The 13427-nt window shown below is 32.7% G+C and carries 24 protein-coding genes; 4 read left to right on the plus strand and 20 right to left on the minus strand.

Translation table 11 applies throughout. The annotated features are described in order from the left end of the window. Positions 1-11 precede the first annotated feature (11 nt). The 20 genes from ACQ0RB_RS04625 to ACQ0RB_RS04720 form a co-directional block, all read right to left on the minus strand. Positions 12-2534 carry a DNA methyltransferase gene (locus ACQ0RB_RS04625; RefSeq protein WP_430496809.1) on the minus strand — a complete coding sequence of 841 codons (2523 nt, stop codon included), beginning with the start codon at positions 2532-2534 and terminating at the stop codon, positions 12-14. Then, positions 2534-2698: a hypothetical protein gene (locus tag ACQ0RB_RS04630; protein WP_430496811.1), complete on the minus strand. Its 165-nt coding sequence runs from the start codon at positions 2696-2698 to the stop codon at positions 2534-2536. Before ACQ0RB_RS04630 ends, ACQ0RB_RS04625 begins: the two co-directional genes overlap by 1 nt. Beyond that, on the minus strand, positions 2698-2961 hold the full coding sequence (locus tag ACQ0RB_RS04635) for a hypothetical protein (protein ID WP_430496813.1): 264 nt from the start codon (positions 2959-2961) through the stop codon (positions 2698-2700). The genes ACQ0RB_RS04630 and ACQ0RB_RS04635 overlap by 1 nt, the downstream gene beginning before the upstream one ends. A gap of 4 nt (positions 2962-2965) precedes the next feature. Next, the gene (locus ACQ0RB_RS04640) at positions 2966-3214 is read right to left on the minus strand and encodes a hypothetical protein (protein WP_430496815.1); all 249 of its coding nucleotides are present in this window, start codon (positions 3212-3214) and stop codon (positions 2966-2968) included. Positions 3215-3227: 13 nt separating this feature from the next. Then, positions 3228-3362 (minus strand): hypothetical protein, encoded by a 135-nt coding sequence (locus ACQ0RB_RS04645; RefSeq protein ID WP_430496817.1) that lies wholly within the window; start codon positions 3360-3362, stop codon positions 3228-3230. Then, complete coding sequence (locus tag ACQ0RB_RS04650; RefSeq protein WP_430496819.1) at positions 3362-3937, minus strand: hypothetical protein; 576 nt, start codon at positions 3935-3937, stop codon at positions 3362-3364. The genes ACQ0RB_RS04645 and ACQ0RB_RS04650 overlap by 1 nt, the downstream gene beginning before the upstream one ends. 191 nt (positions 3938-4128) lie before the next feature. Beyond that, entirely contained in the window at positions 4129-4554 is a 426-nt protein-coding gene (locus tag ACQ0RB_RS04655; RefSeq protein WP_430496821.1) for a YopX family protein, read from the minus strand. 6 nt (positions 4555-4560) lie between these two features. Then, positions 4561-4830 carry a hypothetical protein gene (locus ACQ0RB_RS04660; protein ID WP_430496823.1) on the minus strand — a complete coding sequence of 90 codons (270 nt, stop codon included), beginning with the start codon at positions 4828-4830 and terminating at the stop codon, positions 4561-4563. Between the two features lie 10 nt (positions 4831-4840). Beyond that, positions 4841-5344 carry a hypothetical protein gene (locus ACQ0RB_RS04665; protein WP_430496825.1) on the minus strand — a complete coding sequence of 168 codons (504 nt, stop codon included), beginning with the start codon at positions 5342-5344 and terminating at the stop codon, positions 4841-4843. Next, on the minus strand, positions 5344-6072 hold the full coding sequence (locus tag ACQ0RB_RS04670) for an MBL fold metallo-hydrolase (protein ID WP_430496827.1): 729 nt from the start codon (positions 6070-6072) through the stop codon (positions 5344-5346). The genes ACQ0RB_RS04665 and ACQ0RB_RS04670 overlap by 1 nt, the downstream gene beginning before the upstream one ends. Then, on the minus strand, positions 6072-6941 hold the full coding sequence (locus ACQ0RB_RS04675; protein WP_430496829.1) for a recombinase RecT: 870 nt from the start codon (positions 6939-6941) through the stop codon (positions 6072-6074). Before ACQ0RB_RS04675 ends, ACQ0RB_RS04670 begins: the two co-directional genes overlap by 1 nt. Positions 6942-6945: 4 nt before the next feature. Further along, complete coding sequence (locus ACQ0RB_RS04680; protein WP_430496831.1) at positions 6946-7359, minus strand: hypothetical protein; 414 nt, start codon at positions 7357-7359, stop codon at positions 6946-6948. Between the two features lie 3 nt (positions 7360-7362). Next, a complete protein-coding gene (locus ACQ0RB_RS04685) occupies positions 7363-9393 on the minus strand; it encodes a hypothetical protein (protein WP_430496833.1) in 2031 nt (676 codons plus the stop codon). Positions 9394-9420: 27 nt separating this feature from the next. Next, on the minus strand, positions 9421-9666 hold the full coding sequence (locus ACQ0RB_RS04690; protein ID WP_430496835.1) for a hypothetical protein: 246 nt from the start codon (positions 9664-9666) through the stop codon (positions 9421-9423). 4 nt (positions 9667-9670) lie between these two features. Next, positions 9671-9814 (minus strand): hypothetical protein, encoded by a 144-nt coding sequence (locus ACQ0RB_RS04695; RefSeq protein ID WP_430496837.1) that lies wholly within the window; start codon positions 9812-9814, stop codon positions 9671-9673. Further along, entirely contained in the window at positions 9795-10049 is a 255-nt protein-coding gene (locus ACQ0RB_RS04700; RefSeq protein WP_430496839.1) for a hypothetical protein, read from the minus strand. Before ACQ0RB_RS04700 ends, ACQ0RB_RS04695 begins: the two co-directional genes overlap by 20 nt. A 20-nt stretch (positions 10050-10069) precedes the next feature. After that, complete coding sequence (locus tag ACQ0RB_RS04705; RefSeq protein WP_430496841.1) at positions 10070-10270, minus strand: hypothetical protein; 201 nt, start codon at positions 10268-10270, stop codon at positions 10070-10072. A gap of 46 nt (positions 10271-10316) precedes the next feature. After that, complete coding sequence (locus tag ACQ0RB_RS04710) at positions 10317-10532, minus strand: hypothetical protein (protein WP_430496843.1); 216 nt, start codon at positions 10530-10532, stop codon at positions 10317-10319. Between the two features lie 2 nt (positions 10533-10534). Then, positions 10535-10768 carry a hypothetical protein gene (locus ACQ0RB_RS04715; RefSeq protein WP_430496845.1) on the minus strand — a complete coding sequence of 78 codons (234 nt, stop codon included), beginning with the start codon at positions 10766-10768 and terminating at the stop codon, positions 10535-10537. Further along, positions 10768-11115 (minus strand): helix-turn-helix transcriptional regulator, encoded by a 348-nt coding sequence (locus ACQ0RB_RS04720; RefSeq protein ID WP_430496846.1) that lies wholly within the window; start codon positions 11113-11115, stop codon positions 10768-10770. Before ACQ0RB_RS04720 ends, ACQ0RB_RS04715 begins: the two co-directional genes overlap by 1 nt. A 139-nt stretch (positions 11116-11254) precedes the next feature. Between ACQ0RB_RS04720 and ACQ0RB_RS04725 the strand changes: the two genes are divergently transcribed. From ACQ0RB_RS04725 to ACQ0RB_RS04740, 4 genes are all read left to right on the plus strand, one after another. Next, positions 11255-11986, plus strand: a complete 732-nt coding sequence (locus tag ACQ0RB_RS04725) for a hypothetical protein (RefSeq protein WP_430496848.1) — start codon at positions 11255-11257, stop codon at positions 11984-11986. A gap of 2 nt (positions 11987-11988) precedes the next feature. Then, positions 11989-12510 carry a hypothetical protein gene (locus ACQ0RB_RS04730; RefSeq protein ID WP_430496850.1) on the plus strand — a complete coding sequence of 174 codons (522 nt, stop codon included), beginning with the start codon at positions 11989-11991 and terminating at the stop codon, positions 12508-12510. A gap of 113 nt (positions 12511-12623) precedes the next feature. Continuing rightward, complete coding sequence (locus ACQ0RB_RS04735) at positions 12624-12869, plus strand: helix-turn-helix domain-containing protein (RefSeq protein WP_430496852.1); 246 nt, start codon at positions 12624-12626, stop codon at positions 12867-12869. Further along, positions 12859-13164: a hypothetical protein gene (locus tag ACQ0RB_RS04740; RefSeq protein WP_430496853.1), complete on the plus strand. Its 306-nt coding sequence runs from the start codon at positions 12859-12861 to the stop codon at positions 13162-13164. Before ACQ0RB_RS04735 ends, ACQ0RB_RS04740 begins: the two co-directional genes overlap by 11 nt. Positions 13165-13427: the final 263 nt, after the last annotated feature.

A 13427-nucleotide genomic window follows, 5' to 3' on the forward strand; every position in this document is an offset into this window, starting at 1 on the left:
TTACTTTTTAGTTACACTAATTCTTTTTCAGTTTCAGCCATGTCAAACAAAGTTGGTACTGATAGTTGATATTCTATCGATTTCAAATAAAACAACCCATCATCATAGTAATCTGGGTTAAGCTCCATACTCCATGACTTACGTTGCATTTTTAAAGCCATATAAGATGTACTAAACAATCCGCCAAAAGGGTCGCCAACAATTTCACCAGGATTAGAATATTGAAAAATCAATCGCTCAATGATATCCAACTGAAGTGGACAAATATGCTTTTCTTTCTTTCGGTTTTTTTGATTTGCATTTAGCGTTTTTAATCTGCTGATATCATTCATAACATCAGGTCCATTTGGTCTATTCATCAGGCTCATCATTTTCTTTGAGAGCTTTCCTGCTTTGTCCAATGTTTCTGAAGCTTCTATATGTAATTGATAATCATATGGTATAACACGACAATACTCTTTCCACCATGCGTAAATGGTTTTTGGGCTAAAAGCTTCTGCTTGATCTAGCGTTAAAAAACGATTTCCATTACTTTGCCATATAGCATGAGCATCAAGCTGCCAACGTGCCAATGAGTATTCTTCCTTTGTTTTACTTACAGGCAAATCAGCATAGGCATTATTATCATCACTTGGCGGTTTTCTAAATAATAAAATATACTCAGGCAATCCGCATCCCATTTTTGTAGAATCCTTTACCAATTCTCCCCATGTCAATCTATAAGTTTGATTGTTTTCCTGAACTACATCTGTAGGTACTGTTATTTTTCCAATAAGATGAAATCCATGTTTTTTCATACATCTTACCGTTTCTCCTGAAAAATCATCAATAGTACTAAATGAAGTACCGTTTTGATAACTGTATCTAATTCTATCTTTTACATGAATAGCAGCAATGCGTCCAGGCATTAAAGATTTATAAAGTTTAGGAACTAAGTAATCCATCTGCTCAAAAAACTTTTCGTTGGTAGGGTTGTGACCGTAATCATTATAATTGCTTGAGTACTCATAATGATTGCCAAAAGGAATAGAAGTCACAATTAAACCTGTGCTATTTTCTTCAATATAATCCATGGCAATAGTGCAGTCTTGATTCCATACTTTAGCGTTACCTATTGAGTGGTGACGTTCATCTTTAAAAACCTGTCTTTTCATATCACTTGATAATTTATTGTTATTTAGTCCATAATTTCTAACTAGATTAATCATTTCGGTTTGTAACTCAATGTGTCTTTTCCATTTAGATTTTAGGGTTTTTAAAACCTCTCTTTCATTTTGGGTATGGATAATATAGATATGGACTTCTTCGTTTTGTTTAAACCTATAAATACGATGTACAGCTTGAATGAAATCGTTAAACTTGTAATCAATTCCAACAAATATTGCGCGACTGCAGTGATGCTGAAAATTACATCCTGATCCTGCTATTTTGGGTTTAGTAGAAAGTATTTGATATCTGCCTTCAGAATAATCGATTAATAACTTTTCCTTTAAATCGTTAGTTTGAGAACCATACACCGATTTTAAAACAACTTGAGAGCAGCATCTTTTTTCAATAGCTACACGCTCAGCTTCTCGATGATGCCAAAGAATAACATTTGAATATGGAAATTCATTCTCTATGATTTCAAATGCTTTGTTAACACGTAATTCAATGCTTTCTGATTTTTCTCTTGAGGTGTCTACCAAACTTTTAGTTACATCTTTAAACATTACTAAATCTCCATCTTTATTTAGTATTGGCTCATTGGTTAGGTTTTCAACTTCAACTTCATGTATATGCATTTTAGGTAGATCATAACCAGTATCATCATAACCTAAATCACTAGGCTTGTTTATAAATACTGCCCAACTGCTAACCCACTTCCAAAACTCTTCTCGTTGTGTTTCATTAAGCTTTAAGTTACCTGCCTTTTTAGGGTCTCTTTTAAAGAATTGAGTGAGCGCATGACCTCTATCAATTACACCTAAAAACTGAGCATAGTTTAGTATTTCAAGGTAATTGTTAGGAGATGGTGTTGCGGTAAATACGAAACGATAAGGAACTTTTCCAAAATGCTCAAGAACATAATTAGTGGTTTCTGTTTTTAAATTTCTTAAAACTGAAGCTTCATCAAACGATACACCTCCAAATTTTGAAGCATCAATATCACCTTTACGGATCCTTTCGTAGTTAGTCAAGTAAATCATTGGTACAAGACTATCAATTGAATCAGTATCTGTTATGTATTGGATATGTTCATCTTCATCGAGAAGTTTAATATCTTTCTTGAACTCTCCAATTACTCCAAGAGGTAAACCAATAAGAAATGGTTTATTTGTTTTAAAAATAACCTGTCTAGCAATCTCAAGCTGCATAATGGTTTTACCCAAACCAAAAGAGGCAAATACAGCTCGTCTACCTCCTTGCAAACACCATTTAACTATATCCTTTTGATGAGGCAATAAGACATCATTAAGCAATGATATATTTATATCAAAGCCATAATTTTCAGCTATGATAATTTTATTCTCTATGAAAGTTTGATAGTTCATTAGTCGTGTCCAAATTGTTTAAAATACCTATCTAAAACAGTGTCATATAACTTTCTTGCAGTTTTATAATCACCAACAGATATTTCTGAATCAAACAATACCTCAAAATGTTCTTCTCCACATTCATTAGCTACTTCCTTTTTTATTTCATCAATACTTTTCATTAGTTTTTATCTTTAATATTAACATAAGAATTATCAGGGCAACAGGCTAAAGCTGTTGGTTTAATCTCTTCTATATTTAGATGTCCACATCCTGTACAAATTTTAATATTTTCAATACCTACTTCTTTTATTTTTGGTATTAAGGCTATCATTTTAGACCAAAAAGCATCTATTTCATGCGCACTAAAATGTTTATCTCTTAGGTTTTGGTTAATTTTAGAAACAACCTTAACTACTTCTTCGAATTCTATAGTACTATCCATAACTTTAATTCTCTCCTGGTGTTTGAAATGGCGGTTGTGATTCGTTACGTTGTATAAATTCCTTTAAAGCTTTTATCATGTCTTCGCGCTCACAATTACATACATAATTCACCATTCCGTTATTTGTATTTACATCAAAGGTTAATAGTGCAAAACCAACTGTGTTTTTTGCTCTTCCTTTTTCTTCGTGTATGAGATAGCTTAACATTTGGGCTAACTCCTGCATTTCTAATGCGCCTACTTGTATGCTCATTATTGTTAATTAATTAATTTAATTCTTCTTCCATAGAATCAGTTTTTAAACAGCCACTACATTGCTTTTCACAAGGATTATTTATAGCTCCATTAGCTAATAACCTACAGTAATGAGTGGCTGTTTTAGATGTTTTAATTGATTTCATTAGGCTACTTCTTCAGCAGGAATAAAGTCTTTTACACCACCTTCCTCTTCTTGATTTTCTTGAGGGTTAAAGTCATCACCAAAGTCCATAGATTGCTGTTCTCTATCGGCTTCTTTTCCGTCCATATATTCTAGAACTTCATCTTTGATGACTTCAACTTGTTCAATAAGTTTGTCTAAGAACTCATACTTGTCATCTTCAGAGGCTGTTTCTCTAATTTTAGGGGTTGGAAAAGACACTGTTTTTCCAGTATTTAAAATTTTATATCCTGAAATAGTATAAGAAACATCGCCTTTGTTATCATCAATTTGAACTCCTGTTACTTTATACTTTTTTAAAAGCGCTTCAGGAATGCTTTTTAAATCAATGGCCTTAACAACGTCTTGTTTCTTTTTCATTTCGGTTATTAAGACAAAATGAGGCACTAAAGCTTCAAATGCTTGTCTTAAATCGTCGTGAATTGGTGCATCAGCACTAGCTTTAATTTTTGTTTTGCGAAGTCCATCGGTTTGTGTATAATCCCATTTAAGGAATATGCCTGAACCAATTTCTGCTTTGTGAATTTCAATGTTCATTTTTTAAAGTATTAGAATTAATAAAATATTTACTTGAGTTAATAGTAGGTCTAAGTTTAATTTTACCTTGGGCTTCAAGATTATCTAGAATGGGTTGCAAATCATTGAGATGAAACCCACAATTGCCATCACTTATATTGTGTTTTTTTTGGACCAGGAACATAAACATGGTTTCTAGTTTTTGGATTTCTTCAGGTGTGAATGTCATTTTGTATGAGTTCAGGGTTTTCGTAGATATTACCTATCACATGAAAATTTTTATAAAATGAATCATCTAGAGGCTGAAGACCTAATGAAGGATGATTAACACACCATCCCCATATCTCCAGTTCATCTATATTACTAGGATATCCTTTAAGTTTACCTTTAAACTCAGCAAAAACAACCGAAACATTACCAACATCATAATCAGTTTTCAAAATGTCTCCTTCATATATTTCTTTTCCACTCTTATCTTTAAGACCAGTGAATTGCATCATTATAGGATCATTATCACCTTCCAATAGGATATCATAATCTACCCAAATTTTAGATAAGCTATCGGCATATCTATCTTCTTCTTGGTTCATCATCACTCCATTAAAAGTATCCCATATTCTAAATTTTAATTCTCTCATAATTATTCAATTATTAGATTTATTTTTCATTCTAGTAATTACACCTTTTAAGGCTCTGTTTTGATACCTTAATGTTTCAATGTCGCTTGAAAGCTTCCTATACCTGCGCCTTAAATACTCATTGGTTTCCAATAGCTCTTGGTAAGGGTTTTCTATTTTTTCAAGGCTATCTGCAATGCGCTGTAAACAACCAGTATTTAATTGCTCAAGTGAAGCGCTCTTTTGTTCATTTGAGCTACCATAATTCTTTCTAGATTCTTGCTTAAAATTTTCCATATTGCATTGGTTAAAAAGTAAGACCCATTTTAATAGAACTACTATATCTCCAGTAAGGTTCTATATCATTATCCCAAACCTTCCCATCTGTCCTGTATAGTAAATTACCACCCAAACCAAAATAGACTCCATTACTTGTTCCATTAGGATACCATTCAAAATAATGCTCATTTCCAACTAAAGGATGCGGTCCTTTGTCTCGAATAATTAAGCCTAAAACCAAACCAGTTGAAAGACGTAGTTTTTTATGCTCACCTAAATGAACATTGAAACCAAGTGGTGTTCCTGTTATATCTAAGTAATCTTTTCCTCTTAAGTCCGGAAAAGCAAAAAATCCTGCTCTGAAATAAAATAATGTCATTTGATATTCAACATTAAAACCAAAGTTGAAACCATCATCAGCCATAGCTGATATATCGCTTTTTACATTTACAGCAAATCGTACATCTTGAGCTTTTAAGTTTGTTGATAAAATCAAGAAATATAAGACTACTAAAAATTGAATTTTTTTCATTAAAAAGGTGTTTTATTAAAGTTCATATCAAGTCCATTAGATGCCACAGTGCAAGTTTTTCCTGTAGCATTTTGAACTCTCCGTTTAAAGTCAGCTTCATTACTATTGCTATCACTTAAATGAATAAGTACAATGTTGTTTACAGCTGTTAGATCATTGGCTTTTAAAGCATCAATACAAGTATCAATGCTCATATGATTGTTGATAATTCGATTTCGTAGAAACTCCATATCACCAAGCTTATGCTTTGCCAGTAAAGGGTCATAATTGGCTTCAATAATGATATTGTTTAAGCCTTTAAAAGTGTATGCTGAATAAATAGCATCGGTTAAAAACAAGGTGGTACCACATTCAGGATGATTGATTAAGAATCCACAAGGCTCTGCTGCATCGTGTTTGATGTCAAACTTTTTAATCATAAATCTTCCCAAGAGAAAAGCTATATCTGACAATAGAAGAGCTCTATGATGATTTCTTGTTCCACACGCATCATGTGTTCCTGAGGTAGCATAAACATTAATTCCTGCAGCCATTAAGTCATTCATTGACTTTGCATGGTCTCCATGCTCGTGTGTTACTATACAAGCCACCAACTTACTTAAGTCAAAGTTTAGTGCTTGTTTAATGGCCTTGATACCAACACCACACTCAATAAGAAGTGCTTCCTCCTCATTGTAGAGGAGGTAAGCATTACCTTTAGATCCTGTACCTATTACCTTTAACCTCATTATTTATTCCAGTCTGGCATTTCCATAGTAGCCTGTTCAGCCACCTTGTTATCGGTTTTAGGTCCTGATACTACTTCTTCATCTATCACTTCAACATCTTCAGCATCAATACTCATTTCCTTTTTATTGGCGTTCTCATCAATTTGTTTCTGAACATGTTCATCATTAGAAATTGCGATTTGCTCAGCAGGATCATCTAAAACCGCACTATCATCTGAAGAGTTTACAAACATCTTAATAGCTCTATTGGTTACAGTTCTTTTAGCCATTTCACCCTCAAAGTTTTTATGGGCTGGACTGTTTCCTTTAGTAGCTCCTTGCTGCCAAGCTTGTTTAATTTCGGCAATGGTCATGATGTCTGTGTCTTGAACACCATCAGGAAGTGTCACCACACAATAAGCACCAATGATTTTATTGCCTAAATTTTCAAATGGCTGTTTATGTTCAGTGATTACCTTACGACCATCTTCTTCAATCTTGTAATTGAAATCGTCTTTTTCCAGTATCAAATTAGCTTTCACATCTTTTAGTCCTGCACGTTTTGCGATTAGCACCTGACCAAAATAAGATGTCATACAAATAAGGTTATCTCCATAAGGAATGAAATAGCATTGGTTTTTTGCAGGGTTTAATCCCATTTGAACCATTTTGAACAATGACATAGCAATACTATTTTTAGAGCACGCCTCTAATGCCAACTTGTTGTCTCTTGTTTTTACATCTTGCAATAGCAACCAAGCTGATTGAAGTGCGTTTTCAGCAGAGTAATTCGCAGGAAGTTTAAAACCGCCTTGTTGTAACTCTGCAATTCTGTTTTGCACACTAGATAGTGTTTGGTCTTTTATGACCTGTAGTTCATTTTTACTCATAATTTTAGTTTTGATTTATAGTTTTTTTTAATGATTTAATTAAAGCCTGCGACCTTTTAAAAGCCTCAGGAAAATGTTCTCTCAAATAACATTGGTGTGATTCGTGCTCTACAGCAAGCATGTCTTTGTTTAAATCAGTGATAATATCTTCATCTGGTATGTAAGTAAAGTGGTCATCTGATATATTACTCACGCTTTTATGAGCGCAATTTGGTGAGCCCATACCTTGTGTTACTTTATAAAAACCATCTCCATACTTATTGTCAATAATCCAAGTTTCTCCTCCATAGGTTACTTCAATACCTTGTCTCATTGTACCCACATATTGAGCCTGCCACCATGTTTTAATTTCAGGTTCTTGTACTTGATAAAGTACTCCTACAAAAGTGGCAGGTTCTCCGTTCCAATAGCCTTTCATAACCTATGCGCTCATTGATTCAGACATTGAAACTACTCTCAACTTATCGTCAGCTTCAGAAACTATAAGGTTTATAATTTGAGAAGGACTGTAAATAAGCTCTACAACACTTTCTCTGTTGTCGATAAATACTGGAGCTGTAACTCCATAATGATAACAAAGGGTGTTAATGATGTCTAAACCTGCATTTATCTTACTTGCTGTATTAGCATCTGAGAAAGGAACTCCGTTAATCAAGGCTTTACATGTAGGTTCTTCTCCTCCATTAATTAAGGTCTTGAAGAGTTTAAAGTTTACATACTTGAACATGTTGTTAACTGATGTTTCAATACGGTTACTTTTCTCTTTTTCAAATGCTTCTATGGTGTATTGAACTTTCTCCATTTCAGCAATAGACTGTGCTAAATGTTTTTCTTCGTTAGCCAGTTGTTCAATTCGCGCATCTGCTTGTTTAATGCGGTCTTCTTCTTGAAGCTCCATTTTTAATTCATCACGTTGGCGTGATAAGGTTTTATATTCAGCTTGAAGCTCTGTGTTATCAACCTCAGGAACATCTTGAAGTTTAGATTTTAGTTCCTTTATTTTGTTGGAAAGACCATGTAGAAAATCCTGATTTTCAACCTGTAGTTCAGCAAAGATATCTTCCTCCTCTACAGGTTCAGCATTAACTTTATTGAGCAAATTAGAATAATCAGCTCTTTTACTCCAAAGCTCTTTTAGGCTTTCTTTACAATTACCTATTTCTTTAATTAAGGTATGGTTTTGCTCTTGTAAAGATTTTCTATCAGCATCAACAGTATTACCCTTGTTTGTGATAACTTCTAACTCTGAACGTTTTTGGTTGTTGAAATTAATTTCTAGGTATTCCTTTTTTCCTTGAATGTCTTCTTCACTTAACTCACGATTACAAGTAGGACACTTGCATTCGTTTTCGTCCATTACAAAGGTTCTTTTGTTTACATTAGCCCAAGCTTCCTTATAATCTTCCAACTGCTTTTCAAAGGATCTAATTTGAGTCTTATTGAACTCAATTTTCTTTTCTTTGTTAGCGATAAGTTGCTCATTGGTTTTGATATCAGCATCAAGGTTTTTGATTTCATTTTCAATTCGCTTTGGCTCTTGGGTTAACTTATTGAACTTTGCTCTGGCTTCTTGACGAAGTTTATGGTTAGTTGCATTAATTTCGTTTTCAACATCAAAAATTTCTTTTTGAATGCCTCTTTTTTTGTCAACCTCAATTTGATGGGCTTTAGCCTTATCGTTCATTTTAGTATTTACATCTTCAATCTTTTCATCCAATGATTTGATTTCAGATTTAACCTTATCAAAATCTCTAGTTTCTGGCTTACCACGTTCCACTTCGTCAATACGAGTAGGTATAGTCTTGAGTTCTTGTTTTGATTTTGATATTGAAGCTTTAACCTGCTTTTTATACTCGTCAAGTGTTTTGTCTTCGGATACTAAAGTGTCCACAAGATTTTCAAATTCAGAGTAGCCTGAAGCCACATCCTCATCAGTAACATTACCTGCCAAGTCAATTAACACATCTCTTTGATCCTGCCATTTCATACCATTAAAAGCTGCAGTAGATGTTATCATTTTGAAAACATTTTCATCAACTATATTGTTGATTTTAGACGTGTAATCTCCTGCGTTAAGTGGCACACCGTTCCACTCATAAAGTGTTTCATTTCCTGTAAACTCTGGTTCAGTAAAACCTCGTTTGGTTTGCCATTTTTCTTTAAGTGTTTTTTTCAAGACTATTTCAACACCATCTACTTCAATTACTCCAGTAACAATGTGGTCTATTTTTGGAATGACATTGTTGTTTTTATCCAGGGTTTTAATTTCAAAGTCTTTACGATCGGTTGAGTCCTTATTAAACAATAGCCAAATGAATGCATCAAAAAGCGTTGTTTTACCTATACCGTTTTTTCCATAAATGGAAGTCTCGTTTCCTAAGTCATCTAACTTTAAAGACTTAATGCCTTTGAAGTTGATAAGTTCCAGTGATTTAATTCTAATTGTTTTCATTGTGTATTGTGATTTATAGATTTATTATTACCATATTGATACATAAAGCTTTCCGCTTTCATCATCCACACCAACTGACATAGTGTTATGTATTCCTTCTTTAATGTCTTGAAGCTCTCTCAATGTTATACCTCTATCAATGATGGCCTCAATAGCTTCGCATCCATATTTAGATTCTTGATATACTTTAATTACTCCATTGAAATAATCATTGCCAAAGGCTTCTTTAAACCTTTTTTTAGCTTTTTTTGTGTTTTCTAAGCTCAGTCCCATATAATTATTGATTTATAGATTTTAATTTTACTTCTCTAAAAAAGTCATCCATGAACTTCTTTTCTTTAAGGCTAAGGGCCTCATAAGGTTTACCATTAGTAAGCCACCTACCGTTTTTATGTTCAATTTCAATCTTGAAGTAGTCCATAGGTATATTGTATTAAAGGGTTAACATCTTGATTTGTTGAGAATGAAATCATTGCATAGGCTAGGTTTGTAGCTAATCCACTCCCTTCCGTAGCAGATAAAAGCTTATGGTAAAATGCTGCTAAACCTTCATCGGAAGTGATAGAGTTATACTCTTCTAAAAGTTTATTAAGCCCTAAATTGTAAAGTGGGTTTCCCACTTCTATTTTTTTAAGTACATTTGTCTTGTGATTCATTAGAATTGCGATTTATAGATTTAGGCCATTCTTTTAAGAGTGGCTTTTTTTATTTTGCTTTCCAGTCTTCTAGCATCTCCATTGCAAATGCTTTTATCTTTTTTAGTATGGCTTTCAACAGTAAAACCGCCACCACAATCAATGAGATAATTACTAATGTTTTCATCGCTTTTAGAGATTTTAAATAACTGGTTGTCTACTAGATTTTTAAATTGATCCATGATATAGAATTAAGTTATAGGTAGATAAGGGGCTGGTTGCTATCAATCAACTACTCCTAAGTGCTACAGAGCGCCTGTGCTTGAGTAGTTTACTTTTATGCTCTTCAGAAAGCACACTGTTTAAATTAGAGCTGTCCGAACCACCAGACAGCTCCTCTTTTAGTGCCGCAGCTGTTTCTTTTAAACGCTGTGCATTTTCCTGTAAATCCTGAGCATACAGCTCAAGACTTTCAATTTTATTTAACAGTGCTTTATTGCTCATTACTAAACTGCTTGTTTAGGTTCTTCAATAATTTCTTCCTGTTCGTCAATAATTTTTTCAAGAAGCTCAATGAGTTTTTCTTGTACATTGTATCTTTCTGGTATATCAAATCTTGTAAACCAGTTTGTTCTTACACTAACTTTTCTAAGGTTGAATTCCTCTGCAACTTTATCGATCAATTCTTTTTTGTCTATTACCTGATCGTACAGATTTTGGATTTTTTCTATATTTCCCATTATGTCAAATAATTTGTATTGCGTCTAACTGTTCTCGAATTTCTATATCTGTGCATAGAAGATGCTTGTTTAATATCCTTTATATCTGTACAAAAAGTGACAAAACCTTGTGCAGTTATGAAAGCAAAAACAACCATAGCCTTGAAGAATTTTTTAGGCTCATCTAATGAGAGAATGAACTCTCTCACTATGTCAGCTATGTTACTAAGGCTATTCTTTTTCTTGACATTCTTAATGTGAGTGTCAATAGTGTGTGGTGACCTGCACGTCATATCAGCTATTTCTTTAACTTGATATCCCTTGGCCAAAAACCCACAAACCTCTTTTTCTGTTTCACTAAGTATCATCCCTTATTTTCGGTAATTCGATTAAAAGTTTTTACTATTCTAGTTTAATTCGTTATTTTGTGTATTAATACAACACAAATATACAAGTAATTTACAAGTAAACAAATAAATCACAAGATTTTTTCTTGTTAACACAAATATGTTTAAAGAATTATTACGAGAATACATTGATTTTAAAGGCTTTAGTCAAACTGAAATAGCTGAAATAGTAGGCGATTCACAGCAAGCTGTTAGTGATTTTTTGAGTAAAGATGGGAATCCTCATAAAAAAACAAGAGAAAAATACTTTACAAAACTTGTAGGTTTTAAAGAATTCTACAACGAAAAAACAAGCAAAAACACTAATGATATAGCAAACAACTTGTATGTTAATGAGCCTTTATCATACATAAAGAATAAAAATGGGCTTAATTATGAAGAGCTACCTAATGGTAAATGGTTAGTTAAAGTTCCAAAAGTCCCATATAAAGCATATGCATCATTTATTGAAGTATTTGAAGATGAATATAGAATCAAAGAAGCATTTGGTGAAACATATTTTACTGTAGATCATCCAGGTAAAGGAAGATACTTTGCTTTTGTGGTTGGTAATGACAGTATGAATGGAGGAGGTATTAACGACACTCCTAATGGTGCAGAAGTTTTAGGAAGAGAATTACAAAGACATCATTGGAAAGATGGAATAAATGACTGTGATTATGGATGGATTATTATTTCTTATGATGGTATGTTTCATAAAGATATTAATGGACCAAATGAAAATGGCTTCATAAAATGCAAGTCTAGAAATCCATCACCTGAATTCCCAGATTTTGATTTAGATTTAAATACAGTACATACGATTTGGAAAGTAATTAAAAGAACATTTTAAACATGAGAAAATTTTTATTGATAACCACATTATCACTGTTAGTTTTTACTTCTTACTCTCAAGAAGAAGAAACAACTGTTGAAGGAATTGTAACTTATTTTCACAATGAAACAATAGGTAATAGAGCAGATACAGGAAGCATTGTTTATTTTAGACCAGCAAAATACACAGACACAATTAACAATAGCTTCTATAAGCTTAGATATTTTGAAGTGTATTTAAACTCATCTGCTTTAACTGCTAAATACATAAAACCCTCTGATAAAAAACTTGAAGAAATAAAAAGGAATACTGATTCTCTAAATTTTTATGATGAGTTAACAGATAAAGCCATAAAAAATATTTCATCAGAAACATTTAAGACTTCTGTTGATGGTACAGGAAGGTATAAAATTAAACTCCCAAATGGCTTGTATGAGATTATAGTTATATCATCCAACAGGAAAGGAAGAAAGTTGAATAGATTTGTTGAAATAATAGATAACAAACCTGTAGATGTCGATTTTGAATTTGGGAGATTATAATCATGCCTTTTGAGGATGACTTTAGAAATTATGGTATAAGATATTGCACTATAAAGTCTAACGATATTGATGCATTATTGGGTTTTGAATTAAATAAAAAATAGAAACAACTAATGTCCCCTGAAGCTAAAATAATAGGTTTTTTAAAAGAGCTTTTATCAAATAAAGTTATTTCAAAAAAAAAGGAATTCTATGATGCTATAGGAATCTCCAGGCAGCATTTTAGAATGATTGAAAAAGAAGGTAGGCGTTTTACTTCATCACATATAAAAGCGCTTTGTAATGCATACAACATAAATGCAAATTGGATATTAGGAATTGAAGAGGAACAATACAGAACACAAAACAATGAGCAATAAATTTAAATACACAAGTGATGAAAAGATGTTACAATTGATTGACATCCTAAAGGCTTATGGATCTATTCGCTTTGATTCTGATTTTTGTGACACTATTCATTTAAGAAAGCAAAATCTGTACAATATTAGAAACGACAAAACCCATTTTACTTCCAGACATATTGAGCTAGCGGTAAAAGGATTCAAAGTAAATGCCAATTGGATATATGGCATTAGCGACTTGATATTTACAGGTAATATAAAAGGTAATGTAACATTAAAAACTAACAAAACACAAACAAAACCGATTTATTAAAATACTACGTATCAATCTATTACATTTTTCAAAATGTCATAAAACATTCTGAAAATCCTTGTGTCCCTGGTTCGATTCCTGGAGGCACCACCAGCAAAACCTCATAAACTCAATGTTTATGAGGTTTTTGTTTTTTTAAGGGACAACATTAGGGACAATTATTTCTATATTACTACTTTCATTACTTTATAATATAAGCTTAACGAAAAAAAGAAATTCGCTAAAAAGATTTTTTCTATTTAACAACCATTAATAATTATTGA

The sequence above is a fragment of the Gaetbulibacter sp. PBL-D1 genome (genome assembly GCF_050509525.1).
Lineage (GTDB): Bacteria > Bacteroidota > Bacteroidia > Flavobacteriales > Flavobacteriaceae > Gaetbulibacter_B > Gaetbulibacter_B jejuensis.